General features: G+C 64.8%; 13 protein-coding genes and 1 pseudogene. All 14 read left to right on the top strand.

Features of this window, described 5'->3' with window-relative positions; all coding sequences use genetic code 11:
- Positions 1-28: 28 nt before the first annotated feature.
- A complete protein-coding gene (locus WIMU1_RS02805; RefSeq protein WP_030168728.1) occupies positions 29-421 on the top strand; it encodes an NADH-quinone oxidoreductase subunit A in 393 nt (130 codons plus the stop codon).
- Positions 422-458: 37 nt separating this feature from the next.
- Positions 459-1013 (top strand): NuoB/complex I 20 kDa subunit family protein, encoded by a 555-nt coding sequence (locus WIMU1_RS02800; RefSeq protein WP_030168726.1) that lies wholly within the window; start codon positions 459-461, stop codon positions 1011-1013.
- Complete coding sequence (locus tag WIMU1_RS02795) at positions 1010-1717, top strand: NADH-quinone oxidoreductase subunit C (RefSeq protein ID WP_062795051.1); 708 nt, start codon at positions 1010-1012, stop codon at positions 1715-1717. Before WIMU1_RS02800 ends, WIMU1_RS02795 begins: the two co-directional genes overlap by 4 nt.
- On the top strand, positions 1717-3024 hold the full coding sequence (gene nuoD, locus WIMU1_RS02790; protein WP_062795050.1) for an NADH dehydrogenase (quinone) subunit D: 1308 nt from the start codon (positions 1717-1719) through the stop codon (positions 3022-3024). The genes WIMU1_RS02795 and nuoD overlap by 1 nt, the downstream gene beginning before the upstream one ends.
- Positions 3021-3890 carry an NADH-quinone oxidoreductase subunit NuoE gene (gene nuoE / locus WIMU1_RS02785; RefSeq protein WP_084247966.1) on the top strand — a complete coding sequence of 290 codons (870 nt, stop codon included), beginning with the start codon at positions 3021-3023 and terminating at the stop codon, positions 3888-3890. The genes nuoD and nuoE overlap by 4 nt, the downstream gene beginning before the upstream one ends.
- Before the next feature lies 1 nt (position 3891).
- Positions 3892-5211: an NADH-quinone oxidoreductase subunit NuoF gene (gene nuoF / locus WIMU1_RS02780; RefSeq protein WP_062795049.1), complete on the top strand. Its 1320-nt coding sequence runs from the start codon at positions 3892-3894 to the stop codon at positions 5209-5211.
- A complete protein-coding gene (locus tag WIMU1_RS02775; RefSeq protein ID WP_062795048.1) occupies positions 5208-7619 on the top strand; it encodes an NADH-quinone oxidoreductase subunit G in 2412 nt (803 codons plus the stop codon). The genes nuoF and WIMU1_RS02775 overlap by 4 nt, the downstream gene beginning before the upstream one ends.
- A pseudogene (gene nuoH / locus WIMU1_RS02770) lies at positions 7616-8851 on the top strand (NADH-quinone oxidoreductase subunit NuoH); the annotation flags it as partial. The gene WIMU1_RS02775 and the pseudogene nuoH, both read left to right, overlap by 4 nt.
- A 100-nt stretch (positions 8852-8951) precedes the next feature.
- Complete coding sequence (nuoI, locus tag WIMU1_RS02765) at positions 8952-9476, top strand: NADH-quinone oxidoreductase subunit NuoI (protein WP_023956643.1); 525 nt, start codon at positions 8952-8954, stop codon at positions 9474-9476.
- On the top strand, positions 9473-10291 hold the full coding sequence (locus WIMU1_RS02760; RefSeq protein WP_062795046.1) for an NADH-quinone oxidoreductase subunit J: 819 nt from the start codon (positions 9473-9475) through the stop codon (positions 10289-10291). Before nuoI ends, WIMU1_RS02760 begins: the two co-directional genes overlap by 4 nt.
- Positions 10288-10587 carry an NADH-quinone oxidoreductase subunit NuoK gene (nuoK, locus tag WIMU1_RS02755; protein ID WP_023956647.1) on the top strand — a complete coding sequence of 100 codons (300 nt, stop codon included), beginning with the start codon at positions 10288-10290 and terminating at the stop codon, positions 10585-10587. The genes WIMU1_RS02760 and nuoK overlap by 4 nt, the downstream gene beginning before the upstream one ends.
- A gap of 7 nt (positions 10588-10594) precedes the next feature.
- Positions 10595-12490 (top strand): NADH-quinone oxidoreductase subunit L, encoded by a 1896-nt coding sequence (gene nuoL / locus WIMU1_RS02750; RefSeq protein ID WP_062795045.1) that lies wholly within the window; start codon positions 10595-10597, stop codon positions 12488-12490.
- Positions 12487-14055 carry an NADH-quinone oxidoreductase subunit M gene (locus WIMU1_RS02745; RefSeq protein ID WP_116916807.1) on the top strand — a complete coding sequence of 523 codons (1569 nt, stop codon included), beginning with the start codon at positions 12487-12489 and terminating at the stop codon, positions 14053-14055. Before nuoL ends, WIMU1_RS02745 begins: the two co-directional genes overlap by 4 nt.
- The gene (gene nuoN, locus WIMU1_RS02740) at positions 14052-15665 is read left to right on the top strand and encodes an NADH-quinone oxidoreductase subunit NuoN (RefSeq protein ID WP_062795043.1); all 1614 of its coding nucleotides are present in this window, start codon (positions 14052-14054) and stop codon (positions 15663-15665) included. Before WIMU1_RS02745 ends, nuoN begins: the two co-directional genes overlap by 4 nt.
- Positions 15666-15679: the final 14 nt, after the last annotated feature.

Here is a 15679-nt window from a genome sequence, read left to right as displayed (position 1 = left end):
CACTCGCGGGAAAGGAGGATTCGGTGCCATGAATCTCTACGTGCCGATCCTCGTTCTCGGTGCCATCGCCGCCGCCTTCGCGGTCTTTTCGGCAATGCTCGCCTCTGCGGTGGGGCCCCGCCGCTACAACCGCGCCAAACTCGAAGCGTATGAATGCGGGATAGAACCCATTCCGAACCCCCTGCGAGGCAAAGACTCTGGGAGTGCCGGGCTATCTGCCGGCCAGCGGATACCCGTCAAGTACTACCTCACAGCCATGCTCTTCATCATCTTCGACATCGAGATCGTCTTCCTGTACCCGTGGGCGATCTACTTCGACTCGCTCGGCTTGTTCGGCTTGATTGCCATGGCGCTGTTCATCTTCAACGTCTCGGTTGCCTACGCGTACGAATGGAGGCGGGGCGGCCTGAGCTGGGATTGATTGTCTGCTAGACACATTCGAAAAGAGAGTAACCACCATGGGACTCGAAGAGAAGCTGCCGAGCGGGTTCCTGCTGAGCACCGTCGAAGGTCTCGCCGGATACATGCGCAAGGGTTCCCTGTGGCCCGCCACCTTCGGATTGGCCTGCTGCGCAATCGAGATGATGGCCACCAGCGGCGGGCGCTTCGACATCGCCAGGTTCGGCATGGAAGCGTTCCGGGCGTCGCCGAGGCAGGCTGACCTGATGATCGTCGCCGGCCGGGTCAGCCAGAAGATGGCACCGGTGCTCCGGCAGATCTACGACCAGATGGCTGAACCCAAATGGGTTCTGGCCATGGGTGTCTGCGCCTCATCGGGCGGCATGTTCAACAATTACGCGATCGTGCAGGGCGTCGACCACGTCGTTCCGGTCGACATCTACCTGCCCGGCTGTCCGCCGCGGCCCGAGATGCTGTTGCACGCCATTCTCAAGCTGCACGAGAAGATTCAGGACATGCCGCTCGGGGTCGACCGGGTGGAGGCCGTCAAAGCCGCTGAGGCCGCAGCACTCACCGCCACCCCCACCATCGAGATGAAGGGGTTGCTCCGATGACGCCGCCCGATGACGGGCCCACCCGCGACGACGCTCCCGGCGAGGTCATCGGTGTCCGTCGGGGGCTGTTCGGCGTACGAGGCAGCGGCGACACGTCTGGTTACGGTCGCCTCATCCGGCCGATCACCCTGCCGGGCAGCACTCCTCGTCCGTACGGTGGCTACTTCGACGAAGTGGTGGACACCCTCGGGCAGGCGCTGGAGAAGGCCGACGCACCTGTCGAGATCTTCGACGCCCTCGAGAAGATCGTGGTCTACCGCGAGGAACTCACCCTGCATGTCTTTCCCGCGCATCTGCCGGTGATCGCACAGACACTGCGCGACGACCCGAAGTTGCGCTTCGAGCTGTGCCTGGGTGTCAGCGGAGTGCACTACCCCGACGAGACCGGCCGCGAACTCCATGCGGTCTACCCGCTCATGTCGATCACCCATAACCGGCGAGTCCGGCTCGAGGTCGCCGTTCCCGACGCCGACCCCCACATCCCGTCGCTGCACGCGATCTACCCCACCACCGACTGGCATGAACGCGAGACCTACGACTTCTTCGGCATCGTCTTCGACGGCCATCCGTCACTGACGCGGATCGAGATGCCGGACGACTGGGCGGGACATCCACAGCGCAAGGACTACCCCCTCGGCGGAATCCCTGTGGAGTTCAAGGGCGCGCGTATACCGCCGCCTGATCAGCGGAGGTCGTACAACTGATGAGCGACAACATCGACACGGGCAGCAACCTGTTCACTGCCACAGGCCAGGACTGGGACCACATCGTGAGTTCGGCCGCTGAGTCCGGCGAGGAACGCATCGTGGTGAACATGGGGCCGCAGCATCCCTCGACTCACGGTGTGCTGCGGTTGATCCTGGTCCTCGAAGGAGAAACGGTCACCGAGGCCCGCTGCGGAATCGGCTACCTCCACACCGGTATCGAGAAGAATCTCGAGTTCCGCAACTGGACGCAAGGTGTCACGTTCGTGACCCGGATGGACTACCTGTCGCCGTTCTTCAACGAAACCGCCTACTGCCTGGGCGTGGAGAAGCTCCTCGACATCACCGATCAGATACCGGAACGGGTGAACGTGATCCGGGTGTTGCTGATGGAGTTGAATCGCATCTCCTCGCATCTGGTCGCGCTGGCGACCGGCGGCATGGAACTCGGCGCGGTGACCGCCATGCTGTTCGGCTTTCGCGAGCGCGAACTGATCCTCGACATCTTCGAGATGATCACCGGATTGCGGATGAATCACGCCTTCATCCGGCCGGGTGGTCTGGCTCAAGATCTGCCCGACGGGGCGGTGGAGAAGATCGGCGAAGTTCTCGAGGTGCTCCCCGGGCGACTACGGGACATGGAAGACCTGTTGAGCGAGAACTACATCTGGAAGGCACGCACTCAGGGGATCGGCTACCTGGACCTCACCGGCTGTATGGCATTGGGGGTCACCGGCCCGATTCTCCGCGCGACCGGTCTGGCGCACGACCTCCGACGGTCTGCGCCGTACTGCGGTTACGAGAACTATGAGTTCGACGTGATCACCGATGTGGCGTGCGATTCCTACGGTCGCTACCTGATTCGTGTCAAGGAGATGAAGGAGTCCCTGAAGATCGTCGAGCAATGCCTCGACCGATTGCGCCCCGGCCCGATCATGGTGGAGGACAAGAAGATCGCATGGCCTGCCGATCTTGTTGTGGGCAGCGACGGGTTGGGCAATTCACGCGAACACATCTCCGAGATCATGGGCTCGTCGATGGAGGGGCTCATCCACCACTTCAAACTGGTCACGGAGGGCATGAGGGTGCCGCCGGGCCAGGTGTACGTGTCGGTCGAATCGCCGCGGGGTGAGCTGGGTGTGCACATGGTCAGTGACGGCGGGACCCGACCGCACCGGGTCCACTTCCGCGACCCCTCCTTCACCAATCTGCAAGCGGTGGCTGCCATGTGCGAGGGCGGGATGATCTCGGACGTGATCGCTGCGGTCGCGAGCATCGACCCTGTGATGGGCGGAGTGGACCGATGACTGCTGAGCCCGTCTTCCTCACCTTCGGTGATCCGGTGCCACCGGAGCGGCGCTATCCCGCCGATGTGGTGGCCCGGCTCGAGCCGGACGCCCGCGAGATCATCGCCCGATATCCCGATGCGCGGTCCGCACTGCTGCCGCTGCTGCACCTGGTCCAGAGCGAGGACGGGTACATCACGCCGGCCGGGATCGCCTTCTGCGGAGGGCTTCTCGAGCTGACGCCGGCGGAGGTGACCGCCGTGTCCACGTTCTACTCGATGTACCGGCGGCGGCCGACCGGGGATTTCCTGGTCGGGGTCTGCACCAACACCTTGTGCGCGGTCATGGGCGGTGATGAGATCCTTGCCGACCTCATCGACCACCTCGGGGTGGCCCCGGGAGGGACCACCGCGGACGGGTCGATCACGCTCGAACATCTCGAGTGCAATGCGGCGTGCGACTTCGCACCCGTGGTGATGGTGAACTGGGAGTTCTTCGACAATCAGACGCCGGAGTCGGGCCGCGAGCTCGTGGACGCACTGCGTTCAGGCGAACAGGTCACCCCGACACGGGGTGCGCCGCTGTGCACCTTTCGCGAAACAGCCCGCATCCTGGCAGGTTTCCCTGATTCCCGGCCTGGTAGCTCGGACGCTGCCGGGAGTGCCGGTGATCCCAGCCTGGCCGGCCTCCTCATCGCCCGGGACCGGGGTATGCAGGCCCCCGCCACCGATCGCCCAGACCTTCCGAACAATGCCTCCCCCTACGCGGGCCGTTCGGGTGAGGCAGATGAAGCCGAAGCATCCCGGACGGCCGCAGACAAGCCGGCACCGGCGCCGGATGCGCAGCCGCACGATCACACTGCGACCACGGACAGCAAGGAGGTGTGAGATGCCACTGGCACCGGTCCTGAGCCGTTACTGGGACGAGCCCGAGTCCTGGACGCTCGACACCTACCGCGAACACGAGGGCTACCAGGCACTGTCGAAGGCGCTGGCGATGGAGCCCGACACGGTCATCGCCACGATCAAGGAGTCGGGCCTGCGAGGACGGGGAGGGGCCGGATTCCCCACCGGGATGAAGTGGTCGTTCATTCCCCAGGGCGACGGCAAGCCCCACTACCTCGTGGTCAACGCCGACGAATCCGAACCGGGTACCTGCAAGGACATGCCGCTCCTCCTCGCCACCCCACACGTGCTGATCGAGGGGATCATCATCGCCGCGTATGCCATTCGCGCGGCACACGCTTTCATCTACGTGCGCGGCGAGGTGGTCCCGGTGCTACGCCGATTGCACAACGCCGTCGCCGAGGCATACGCCGCCGGATACCTCGGCGACAACATCCTCGGCAGTGGTTTCCATCTCGACGTGGTGGTGCACGCCGGTGCCGGCGCCTACATCTGTGGTGAGGAGACCGCGCTGCTCGATTCGCTGGAAGGGCGCCGCGGACAACCGCGTCTGCGTCCTCCCTTCCCCGCCGTCGCCGGCCTCTACGCCAGCCCCACCGTGGTCAACAATGTCGAGTCCATCGCCAGCGTGCCGCCGATCATCCAGTACGGCAACGAATGGTTCCGATCGATGGGAAGTGAGAAGTCGCCGGGGTTCACCCTGTACTCGTTGTCCGGCCATGTGACACATCCGGGACAGTACGAGGCACCGTTGGGCATCACGCTGCGCGAGCTGCTCGACTACGCAGGCGGTGTTCGCGCCGGGCACCAACTCAAGTTCTGGACCCCCGGTGGCTCGTCCACCCCGATCTTCACCGATGAGCACCTCGACGTCGCCCTGGACTACGAAGGCGTCAGCGCAGCCGGATCGATGCTGGGCACCAAGGCCTTACAGATCTTCGACGAGACCACCTGCATCGTCCGCGCAGTTCTGCGGTGGACCGAGTTCTATGCCCACGAGTCGTGTGGAAAGTGCACTCCCTGCCGCGAGGGCACCTATTGGCTGGTGCAGATCCTCCGAGATCTCGAGAACGGCAGCGGTTCCGAAGCCGACCTCGACAAGCTCCTCGACATCTCCGACAGCATTCTCGGCAAGTCGTTCTGCGCTCTCGGTGACGGTGCAGCCAGCCCGATCATGTCGTCTCTCAAGTATTTCCGTGACGAATACGTGGCCCATGCCGAGCACGGCGGCTGCCCGTTCGATCCGGCGCGAGCAACACTGTTCGCGTCAGCAGGTGCTCCCATGAACGCAGGTGCGCGATGACGGCCGTCGACAACAGCCCGGCGTCGGGGGGCTCGGCGGCCCTCGATCTCGTGACGATCACCATCGATGGCGTCGAGCTCAGTGTGCCCAAGGGCACCCTGGTGATTCGCGCCGCTGAACTGATCGGCATACAGATCCCGAGGTTCTGCGACCATCCCCTGCTCGAACCCGTCGGGGCATGCAGGCAATGCCTGGTGGAGGTGGAGGGTCAACGCAAACCCCTCGCCTCCTGCACCACCACGGCAACCGAGGGCATGGTGGTGCGCACCCAGATCACCTCGCCGATTGCGGAGAAGGCCCAGCGTGGGGTGATGGAACTGCTCTTGATCAACCACCCGCTGGACTGCCCGGTGTGCGACAAGGGCGGTGAGTGCCCGCTACAGAACCAGGCGATGTCCACCGGGCGGGCAGAGTCTCGCTTCGAAGGGGTCAAACGTACCTTCCCCAAACCGATTCCACTGTCGAGCGAGGTGTTGCTCGACCGCGAGCGGTGCGTACTGTGCGCACGATGCACCCGGTTTTCCGAACAAGTCGCCGGCGACCCGTTCATCGATCTCCTCGAACGAGGAGCCCAGCAGCAGGTGGGGATCGCGGCAGACGAACCATTCGAGTCCTATTTCTCGGGTAACACCGTGCAGATCTGTCCGGTGGGGGCATTGACGGGTGCGGCGTATCGCTTTCGTGCCCGACCGTTCGACCTCGTTTCCAGCCCCAGCGTCTGTGAGCACTGCGCAAGCGGATGCGCACAGCGCACCGATCATCGGCGGGGCAAGGTGATGCGCCGACTGGCCGGGGACGACCCAGAGGTGAACGAAGAGTGGAACTGCGACAAAGGCCGGTGGGCATTCACCTATGCCACTGCTCGCGACCGCATCACCACACCCCTCATCCGCGACGCGGACGGAGAGTTGGTGCCGGCATCCTGGTCACATGCGCTGGACATCGCCGCACGCGGACTGCGCGCGGCCCGCGGTCGGGCCGGGGTTCTCGTCGGTGGACGCGCAACGGTCGAGGACGCGTATGCCTACGCCAAGTTCGCTCGAACAGGGCTGCACACCAACAACATCGATTTCCGTAGCCGCGACCATTCGGTCGAGGAGGCACAGTTCCTGGCGGCGCATGTGGCCGGACGTCTCCTGGACGTCACCTACACCGACCTCGAGAACGCGCCCTCGGTACTACTCGCCGGCCTCGAACCCGAAGAGGAATCGCCGATCGTGTTCCTCCGACTGCGCAAAGCGGTACGCACGAAGGGAATGGTGGTGCTGGCCATCGCGCCCTATCGCAGCCGTGGCCTGGAGAAGCTGTCGGCCCGGGTGATCCCAGTGGTACCGGGCGATGAACCCGGCGCACTCACCGCGCTCACCGACTCGGCTCCCCTCGCCCGGCCCGGCTCCATCATCGTGGTCGGCGAACGCCTCGCGTCGGTGCGCGGCGCACTGTCGGCGGCGGCCGCTCTATCCCGCGCGACCGGCGCCAGACTCGCGTGGATCCCCCGCAGAGCCGGTGACCGTGGCGCACTGGAAGTCGGTGCGCTGCCCGGTCTTCTGCCGGGTGGGCGGCCCGTGGCCGACCCCGAGGCACGCGCAGAGCTCGCCACCGTGTGGGGGCCCGATCTGCCGGAGGAACCCGGCTTGGACACCGGACAGATCCTGGCGGCGGCGGGTGCCGGGTCACTGGGGGCGCTGCTCGTGGGCGGCGTCGAACTCGACGACCTTCCCGACCCTGACGCCGCACGCTCCGCACTGGACACCGCACCTTTCGTCGTGAGTCTGGAAGTGCGGACCAGCGACGTCACCGATCGCGCCGACGTGGTGTTCCCGGTGGCACCGGTGGTCGAGAAGAGCGGCACCTTCGTGGACTGGGAGGGACGCCCCAGATCGTTCGCAACCGCACTGCCCGCCACCGACTCGATGCCCGATCTCCGCGTCCTCGATGCAATTGCGCGGCAGATGGGTATGGATCTCGGGCTCCCCGACCCTGGCAGAGCCCGAGCTGAGTTGGCCGGTCTCGGAGCCTGGTCGGGTGCCGGCGCCCCGGCGCCCGACGCCTCTGCGGCAGAACTGCCCACAGCTCGGCGTGGCGAGGCCATCCTGACCGGCTGGCGCTTGTTGCTCGACTCCGGTCGTCTGCAAGACGGTGAGCCCCACCTCGCGGGTACGGCTCGGCGACCGGTGGCACGCATGTCGGCGGTCACCGCCGTCGAAAACGGCCTCGCCGCAGACGATCTCGTCACGGTCAGCACGGACCGCGGGGCCATCACTCTCCCGGTGGACATGGTCGACATGCCCGATCGGGTGGTCTGGCTGCCGCTGAACTCACCGGGCAGTCAGGTCTACGCCGAACTCGGGCCGGCGATCGGCAGCATCGTGAAGGTCCACCGTGCGGACGGGGGGGTGCGGCCATGAACGACCTGTCCGAGTTCGGCCACGACCCCTGGTGGCTCATCCTCGCCAAGGCGTTGATCGTCTTCGTCTTCCTACTGCTGACCACACTGGTCGCCATTCTCGCCGAACGAAAGGTGATGGCGTGGATGCAAACCCGCGTCGGACCCAACCGTGTCGGGCCCATGGGATTGCTGCAGAGCCTGGCCGACGGTGTGAAGCTCGCCCTCAAAGAGGGCATCATTCCCCGCGGGATCGACAAGCCGATCTATCTGCTCGCGCCGATCATCGCCGTCATCCCGGCCATCATGGCGTTTGCCGTGATCCCGTTCGGACCGGTGGTCTCGGTGTTCGGTCACCGAACACCACTTCAAATGACCGATCTTCCGGTGGCCGTGCTGTACATCCTCGCCGTCACCTCGGTAGGCGTGTACGGCATCGTTCTCGCCGGATGGGCCTCCGGCTCAACGTATCCACTACTCGGTGGGTTGCGTTCGACGGCGCAGGTCATCTCGTACGAGATCGCAATGGGTTTGACGTTCGCGGCGGTCTTCCTCCATGCCGGCACCATGTCCACGTCGGGGATAGTCGACGGTCAACTCGACACCTGGTACGTCTTTCTCCTCCTCCCCTCGTTTGTCGTCTATGTGTTCTCGATGGTCGGCGAGACCAACCGGGCGCCCTTCGACCTCCCCGAGGCAGAAGGCGAACTGGTCGGCGGCTTCCACACCGAGTACTCATCGCTGCGGTTCGCGATGTTCATGCTGGCGGAGTACATCAACATGGCCACGGTATCGGCCCTCGCCGCGACGATGTTTCTCGGCGGATGGCATGCGCCGTGGCCCCTTTCGATCTGGGATGGCGCCAACTCCGGCTGGGTCCCACTGATCTGGTTTGTCGCCAAGGTCTGGGGTTTCCTCTTCTTCTTCATCTGGTTGCGGGCCACGCTGCCACGGCTGCGCTACGACCAGTTCATGACGCTGGGGTGGAAGATCCTCATCCCGGTGTCACTGGGATGGGTCATGGTCGTCGCAACCATCCGTGCTCTGCGGGTGGAGGGCCACGACATCGGTTCAGTGGTCGACGTCATCGCCGGTGTGGTCTTCGCGATCGCCTTGCTGGCTGTGTTCTGGGCGATGAGTCGTTCCAAGCGACGTCGAGCCGGTGAGGCGAACGCAGGCCCCGACCTTTCCGCACCGTTCGATCCCATGGCCGGAGGATTCCCGGTGCCGCCACTGACCGGGCAGAGCCGGCCCGGCCAGACATCGCGGGGACAAACCGGATCGGCGCTACCGGCCACAACACGTTCGGAGCCGACACCGGCCTCGCAACCCGTTCCGATGAAGGAGAGCAGCGATGCGTAATCCGCTTGAACCACTTGCCGGTTTCGGGGTCACGTTCTCGTCGATGTTCAAGAAGAACAACACCGAGTTGTATCCGGAGGAGAAGGCTCCGACGGCGGCGCGCTATCACGGGCGACACCAGCTCAACCGCTACGCCGACGGACTCGAGAAGTGCATAGGCTGCGAGCTGTGCGCCTGGGCGTGCCCGGCCGACGCGATCTACGTCGAGGGTGCGGACAACACCGAAGAGGAACGCTTCTCACCCGGTGAGCGGTACGGGAGCGTCTATCAGATCAACTACCTACGCTGCATCGGATGCGGGCTGTGCATCGAAGCCTGCCCCACCCGGGCCCTCACCATGACAAACGAGTACGAGATGGCCGACGACAACCGGGCCGACCTCATCTATGGCAAGGACAAACTCCTCGCCCCGCTCGAACCGGGCATGGAGTCACCGCCCCACCCGATGCAACCGGGCAGCACCGACGAGGACTACTACCGCGGCTCGGTGATCGCCACAAACGAAGTGCCGCAATGAACCCAGCGTGGGCAGCTGAGTCACTCACCCGAACGTCCACGGGCGAGGCGGTCCAGTTCTGGGTACTCGGCACTGTCGCCGTCCTGGGCGCGCTGGGTGTGGTGTGCGCAACCAAGGCTGTGTACTCGGCGGTGTTCCTGGCCATGACGATGATCATCGTTGCGGTCTTCTACATCGCGCAGGGCGCGCTGTTCCTGGGTGTGGCTCAGATCGTCGTCTACACCGGCGCGGTGATGATGCTGTTCCTTTTTGTTCTCATGCTGGTCGGGGTGGATTCGTCCGATTCACTGGTCGAGACACTACGTGGACAACGACTCGGTGCCATCTGCGCCGGGCTCGGATTCGGGATCCTGCTGATCGCGGGGATCGGAAGTGCCACGGTCACAGCCTTTGCCGGAGTCGACGACTCGACGACGGTGGTGTCGGACCGTTCACCGGGAGCCGCGACCGGAGGCAACGTCGAAGGACTCGCCGAGCTGATCTTCGTCCGGTACCTGTGGGCGTTCGAGCTCACCGGCGCGTTGCTCATCACCGCGACCATCGGAGCGATGGTGCTGGCCCACCGCGAACGCCTCGGCGATCGGGACAGTCAGCGCGAGCTCTCCGTCCGACGCTTTCGCGAAGCCGGGCGCCGCACACCTCTGCCGAATCCCGGTGTCTACGCCCGGCACAACGCCGTCGACATGCCGGCCTTGCTACCCGACGGCTCGTTCTCCGATCTGTCGGTGAGTGATGTTCTCGAGCCCCGGGATCCGGCGGGCCCCAACCTCGGGTCGGCCAAGTCGGATCGCGCCGGTGGGCGGCGGCGGTCATGAATCCCGAGAACTACCTGTACGTCTCGGCTCTGCTGTTCACGATCGGGGCATCCGGCGTACTGATCCGCCGCAATGCCGTGGTCGTGTTCATGTGCGTGGAACTGATGCTCAACGCCTGCAACCTGGCCTTCGTCACCTTCGCCCGGATGCACGGCAACCTGGACGGTCAGGTCATCGCCTTCTTCACCATGGTCGTCGCGGCCACCGAAGTTGTTGTCGGACTGGCGATCATCATGACCATTTTCCGGACCCGCCACTCGGCCTCGGTCGACGATGCCGACCTGCTGAAGCTATGAGACACGGATGAACACAACCATCTGGATCCTGCCGGCGCTCCCGCTCGTCGGGTCGATCGTGTTGCTGCTCGCAGGCAGGCGCACCGACCCGTGGGGTCATCTGCTCGGCTCCCTCATGGCGATCGCCTCTTTCGTCTACGGGTTGGTGCTGTTCACCGACATGCTCGGACGCCGCGGCGACGAACGCGCCGTCCACGAGGACCTCTTCACGTGGGTGCCCGTCGGTGAGCTGCGTGTGGACTTCGGTCTGCAACTCGACCAGTTGTCGATGTGTTTTGTCCTGCTGATCACCGGTGTGGGCTCGCTCATCCACGTCTATTCGATCAGCTACATGGCCGATGACCCTGATCGCCGGCGGTTCTTCGCCTACCTCAACCTCTTTCTGGCAGCCATGCTTCTGCTGGTCCTCGCCGACAACTACCTCGGTCTCTACCTCGGCTGGGAGGGCGTCGGACTCGCCTCCTATCTGCTGATCGGATTCTGGCATCAGCGTCCGTCGGCGGCCGCAGCCGCGAAGAAGGCTTTTGTGGTCAACCGCGTCGGCGACATGGGTCTTGCCATCGGGATGATGATCATGTTCGCGACGTTCGGGTCGGTGGGCTTCGCCGAGGTGTTCGCCGGAGCCGACGAGGCCGGTGAGACAGTACTGACCTTCCTAGGCCTGATGTTGCTGCTCGCCGCGTGTGGCAAATCGGCGCAGGTGCCGCTGCAATCCTGGCTCGGGGATGCCATGGAGGGCCCCACGCCGGTGTCCGCGCTCATCCACGCCGCGACCATGGTGACCGCAGGCGTCTACCTCATCACCCGGTCGGGCCCGATCTTCGACCTGGCGCCCGGAGCGCAACTCGCGGTGGTGGTCGTCGGCGCGGTCACGCTCTTGTTCGGCGCGATCATCGGCTGCGCCAAGGACGACATCAAGAAGGCCCTCGCCGCCTCCACCATGAGCCAGATCGGTTACATGGTGCTCGCCGCCGGACTGGGGCCGGCCGGATATGCCTTCGCCATCATGCATCTCATCACACACGGCTTCTTCAAGGCCGGTCTGTTCCTCGGCGCCGGGTCGGTGATGCATGCAATGAACGACGAGACCGACATGCGCCGTTTCGGCGGCTTGCGTGCGCTGATGCCGATCACCTTCGTCACCTTTGGGTTCGGCTATCTGGCCATCATCGGGATCCCGCCGTTCGCAGGCTTCTTCTCCAAGGACAAGATCATCGAAACAGCCTGGGCAGCAGGTGGTGTGAAAGGCGTGATCCTGGGCATCGTCACCGTGCTCGGTGCCGGTATCACCGCGTTCTACATGACACGCGTGATGCTGATGACCTTCTTCGGCACGAAGCGCTGGCCGGCTGACACCCACGGGGTGACCGCGCACCCACACGAGTCGCCTGCCTTGATGACCGGACCGATGGTCCTGCTGGCCCTCGGATCCGTTTTTGCCGGTGGGTTCTTGGCATTCGGTGGTTCACTGCAGCACTGGCTCGAACCGGTGGTCGGTGAGCACCACGACGAGCTGCCCGTTCCCATCTGGGTGATCACCGCCGGCACACTCGCGGTGGTGCTGGCCGGCGTCGCCGTGGCCTGGCGGCAGTACGCCCGACGCGACATCCCCGTTGTCGCACCGAAGGGACGCGCGCTCACCGTCGCAGCCCGCCGCGACCTCTACGGCGACGCATTCAACGAGGCGGCGTTCATGCGACCTGGCCAGAAGCTGACCGGAGCACTGGGGTCGGCGGATTCGAAAGGCGTTGACGGCCTGGTGAACGGACTCGCCGGCGCCGTCGGCGCCACATCCACGCTGTTCCGCAAAGTGCAGACCGGATACGTCCGCTCGTACGCGTTGTCGATGTTCGCCGGAGGCGCCCTGTTGGTCGCGATGATGATGTTGGTGAGGGTGTGGTGAACGCAATCCCCTGGCTGACACTGTTGTGGGTGGTACCGGCGATCGGTGCGGTTGTCATCTTGATGCTGCCTCCTCGACTACGAGTGGTCGCCAAATGGGCAGCGCTGGCAACGTCTGTAGGGGTGCTCGCCCTCGCCATTGTGCTGGCGGTCCGCTTCGATCCCGGTGGCGATCAATACCAGTTCGTGGAATCACGCTCGTGGATACCCGCTTTCGGGACCCGCTACGAGCTCGGTATCGACGGCATCGCGCTGGCGCTTGTGGTGTTGACCGCCGTGTTGCTCCCCCTCCTGCTCCTGGCCGGGTGGAACGACGCCGACGCCGACCGACGGCGTGCGACCCATCGCTACGTGGCACTGATGTTGCTGGTCGAGGCCATGGTCATGGTGTCGTTCACCGCGCTCGACATCTTCCTCTTCTACATCTTCTTCGAAGCCATGCTGATCCCGATGTACTTCCTCATCGCCGGTTTCGGTGCGGCAGAACAGGCCCCGGGCCAGCGGTCGCGCGCGGCGGTGAAGTTCTTGCTGTACAACCTCGCCGGGGGCCTGGTCATGCTGGCCGCGGTGATCGGCCTGTACGTGGTGACCGCCGACCAGGGCGGCGGCACGTTCGACTTCCGCGAGATCGTTTCGGCCGTCTCCTCCGGCTCGCTGGACATCGACCCGACTGTCGGCAAAGCTCTGTTCCTGGGCTTCATGTTCGCCTTTGCGGTGAAGGCACCGCTGTGGCCGCTGCACACATGGCTCCCCGATGCGGCAGTACAGGCCACCCCCGCCGGCGCGGTGCTGATGATGGCCGTGGTGGACAAGGTCGGCACCTTCGCGATGCTCCGGTACTGCGTGCAGTTGTTCCCCGATGCGACAAGGTATTTCACCCCGTTGATCGTCACACTGGCGGTCATCGGCATCATCTACGGCGCCATCCTCGCGATAGGCCAGACCGATCTGATGCGACTGATCGCCTACACGTCGATCTCCCACTTCGGCTTCATCATCCTGGGCATCTTCGCACTCACCAGTCAGGGACAGTCCGGTTCCACGCTCTACATGGTGAATCACGGCATCGCCACCGCGGCACTGATGTTGATTGCCGGGTTCCTGGTGTCGCGGCGCGGATCACGGGCCATCGCCGATTTCGGCGGGGTTCAGAAAGTCGCACCACTGCTGGCCGGCACTTTCCTGGTGGCGGGACTGGCGACTCTGTCGCTTCCCGGGCTGGGTCCGTTTGTCAGCGAGTTCCTGGTCTTGATCGGCACTTTCACCCGCTACCCGGTGGCGGCCGTCTGCGCCTCGGTGGCTCTGGTGCTCGCCGCAATATACGTGCTGTGGATGTACCAGCGGGTGATGACCGGCCCCGTGAACAAGGGCACCGAGCGCCTCACCGATCTGCACGGCCGCGAAATGCTGGTGGTGGCACCCCTCCTGGCGCTGCTGCTGGCGCTGGGCATCTATCCCGCACCGGTGCTCGACGTCATCGATCCAGCCGTGGGCCACACCCTCACCGTCATCGACGAGCGTGACCCCGCACCGGCTGTTGCCGAGCCCGATGGAGGTGACCGATGAACGGTTGGGCGTTGGATACTGCCCAGGACGTGCTGCCTGCGCCGTCGATCGAATACGCACAACTCTCACCGATGTTGATCGTGTTCGCGGCGGCGGTGGCCGCGGTACTGGTCGAGGCGTTTGCACCCGATCGATTCCGGTACGCGTTGCAGCTTCTCCTGAGCGTCGGTGGCCTGGTGGCAGCATTCACAGCTGTTGTGGCACTGGCCGGTACACGCGAATCGGTGGCGGTCGGCGCCGTGGCGGTCGACGGCCCGGCACTGTTCATGCAAGGCACGATTTTGGTGGTGTCGGCGTTGTCCATCCCCCTCATCGCCCAGCGGACCATGGCGGGCGTGACCGTCGGCGCCGGGGTGGGCGCGGCAGCCGGTGGCCGGGTGAAGTCGCTGGACGCGTTCACATCTGCTGCGTCCACCGTGCCGGGCAGCGAGCCGGAACGACGAGCGACCACTGCCGGACTCGCGCAGACGGAAGTGTTCCCCCTCATGCTGTTCGCGGTCGGCGGCATGCTGTTGTTCCCCGCGGCCGACGACCTGCTGACCATGTTCGTGGCGCTCGAAGTACTGTCGCTGCCGTTGTATCTGATGTGCGGTCTTGCGCGTCGTCGCCGGCTGCTCTCGCAGGAAGCGGCGTTGAAATACTTTCTGCTGGGCGCCTTTTCATCGGCGTTTTTCCTCTTCGGGGCGGCGTTCCTCTACGGTTACGCCGGGTCGGTCGACTTCCCGGAGATCGCCGCAGCCATCGACGCCGAGGCCGGTGACAGGACGTTCGCTTTGATCGGGGCGGGCCTGGTCTCGATCGGCTTGCTGTTCAAGATCGGTGCGGTGCCGTTTCACTACTGGGTCCCGGACGTCTACCAGGGCGCGCCGACGCCCATCACCGCCTTCATGGCCGCAGCCACCAAGGTCGCGGCGTTCGGTGCGATGTTGAGATTGTTCTACGTGGCCCTGCCCGGTTTGAAAGACGAGTGGCGTCCGGTGTTGTGGGCGGTTGCGATCCTGACGATGGTCGTCGCCTCCGTCGTTGCGATCACCCAGACCGACATGAAGCGCATGCTCGCGTATTCCTCTGTGGCGCACGCCGGTTTCATCCTGACCGGTGTTGTCGCCATCAACCGTGCCGGACTGTCGTCCACGATGTTCTACCTCGTCGCCTACGGCTTCAGTACCGTCGGCGCATTTGCCGTGGTGACCCTGGTGCGGGACCGGGCAGGCGAGGTCGGCGAGATGTCGCGGTGGGCGGGTCTGGGGCGACAGTCTCCGTTGGTGGCCGGGACTTTCGCGTTGTTCCTACTCGCGTTCGCCGGCATCCCTCTGACGAGTGGCTTCCTCAGCAAGTTCGCGGTGTTTCAGGCGGCTGCGTCCGGCGGCGCCGTTCCGCTGGTGATCGTCGGCGTGCTGAGCAGCGCAATCGCCGTGGTGTTCTACGTCCGGGTCATCGTGCTGATGTTCTTCTCCGAGCCACCTGTCGACAACGCCCCCACCGTAGTCGTACCGAACACGGCGACCACCTTTGTCATCGGTCTCGGCGCTGTCGCGACCATCGCCCTCGGCATCGTTCCTCAACCGCTCCTCGACCTCGTGGATCAGGCAGCGGTCTTTCTGAGTTGAGCCCGGGCCGAGCC

It is taken from the genome of Williamsia muralis NBRC 105860, from assembly GCF_001598915.1.
Classification (GTDB): domain Bacteria; phylum Actinomycetota; class Actinomycetes; order Mycobacteriales; family Mycobacteriaceae; genus Williamsia; species Williamsia muralis.
This window is presented reverse-complemented; position numbering and strand designations above follow the sequence as displayed.

Excerpts from the sequence above, each read along its gene's own strand:
- WIMU1_RS02775 (WP_062795048.1), top strand. The coding sequence starts at position 5,208 with ATGACGGCCGTCGACAACAGCCCGGCGTCGGGGGGCTCGGCGGCCCTC.
- WIMU1_RS02795 (WP_062795051.1), top strand. The coding sequence starts at position 1,010 with ATGACGCCGCCCGATGACGGGCCCACCCGCGACGACGCTCCCGGCGAG.
- nuoE (WP_084247966.1), top strand. The coding sequence starts at position 3,021 with ATGACTGCTGAGCCCGTCTTCCTCACCTTCGGTGATCCGGTGCCACCG.
- WIMU1_RS02800 (WP_030168726.1), top strand. The coding sequence starts at position 459 with ATGGGACTCGAAGAGAAGCTGCCGAGCGGGTTCCTGCTGAGCACCGTC.
- WIMU1_RS02760 (WP_062795046.1), top strand. The coding sequence starts at position 9,473 with ATGAACCCAGCGTGGGCAGCTGAGTCACTCACCCGAACGTCCACGGGC.
- nuoF (WP_062795049.1), top strand. The coding sequence starts at position 3,892 with ATGCCACTGGCACCGGTCCTGAGCCGTTACTGGGACGAGCCCGAGTCC.
- nuoI (WP_023956643.1), top strand. The coding sequence starts at position 8,952 with ATGCGTAATCCGCTTGAACCACTTGCCGGTTTCGGGGTCACGTTCTCG.
- nuoK (WP_023956647.1), top strand. The coding sequence starts at position 10,288 with ATGAATCCCGAGAACTACCTGTACGTCTCGGCTCTGCTGTTCACGATC.
- WIMU1_RS02805 (WP_030168728.1), top strand. The coding sequence starts at position 29 with ATGAATCTCTACGTGCCGATCCTCGTTCTCGGTGCCATCGCCGCCGCC.
- nuoN (WP_062795043.1), top strand. The coding sequence starts at position 14,052 with ATGAACGGTTGGGCGTTGGATACTGCCCAGGACGTGCTGCCTGCGCCG.
- nuoL (WP_062795045.1), top strand. The coding sequence starts at position 10,595 with ATGAACACAACCATCTGGATCCTGCCGGCGCTCCCGCTCGTCGGGTCG.
- nuoD (WP_062795050.1), top strand. The coding sequence starts at position 1,717 with ATGAGCGACAACATCGACACGGGCAGCAACCTGTTCACTGCCACAGGC.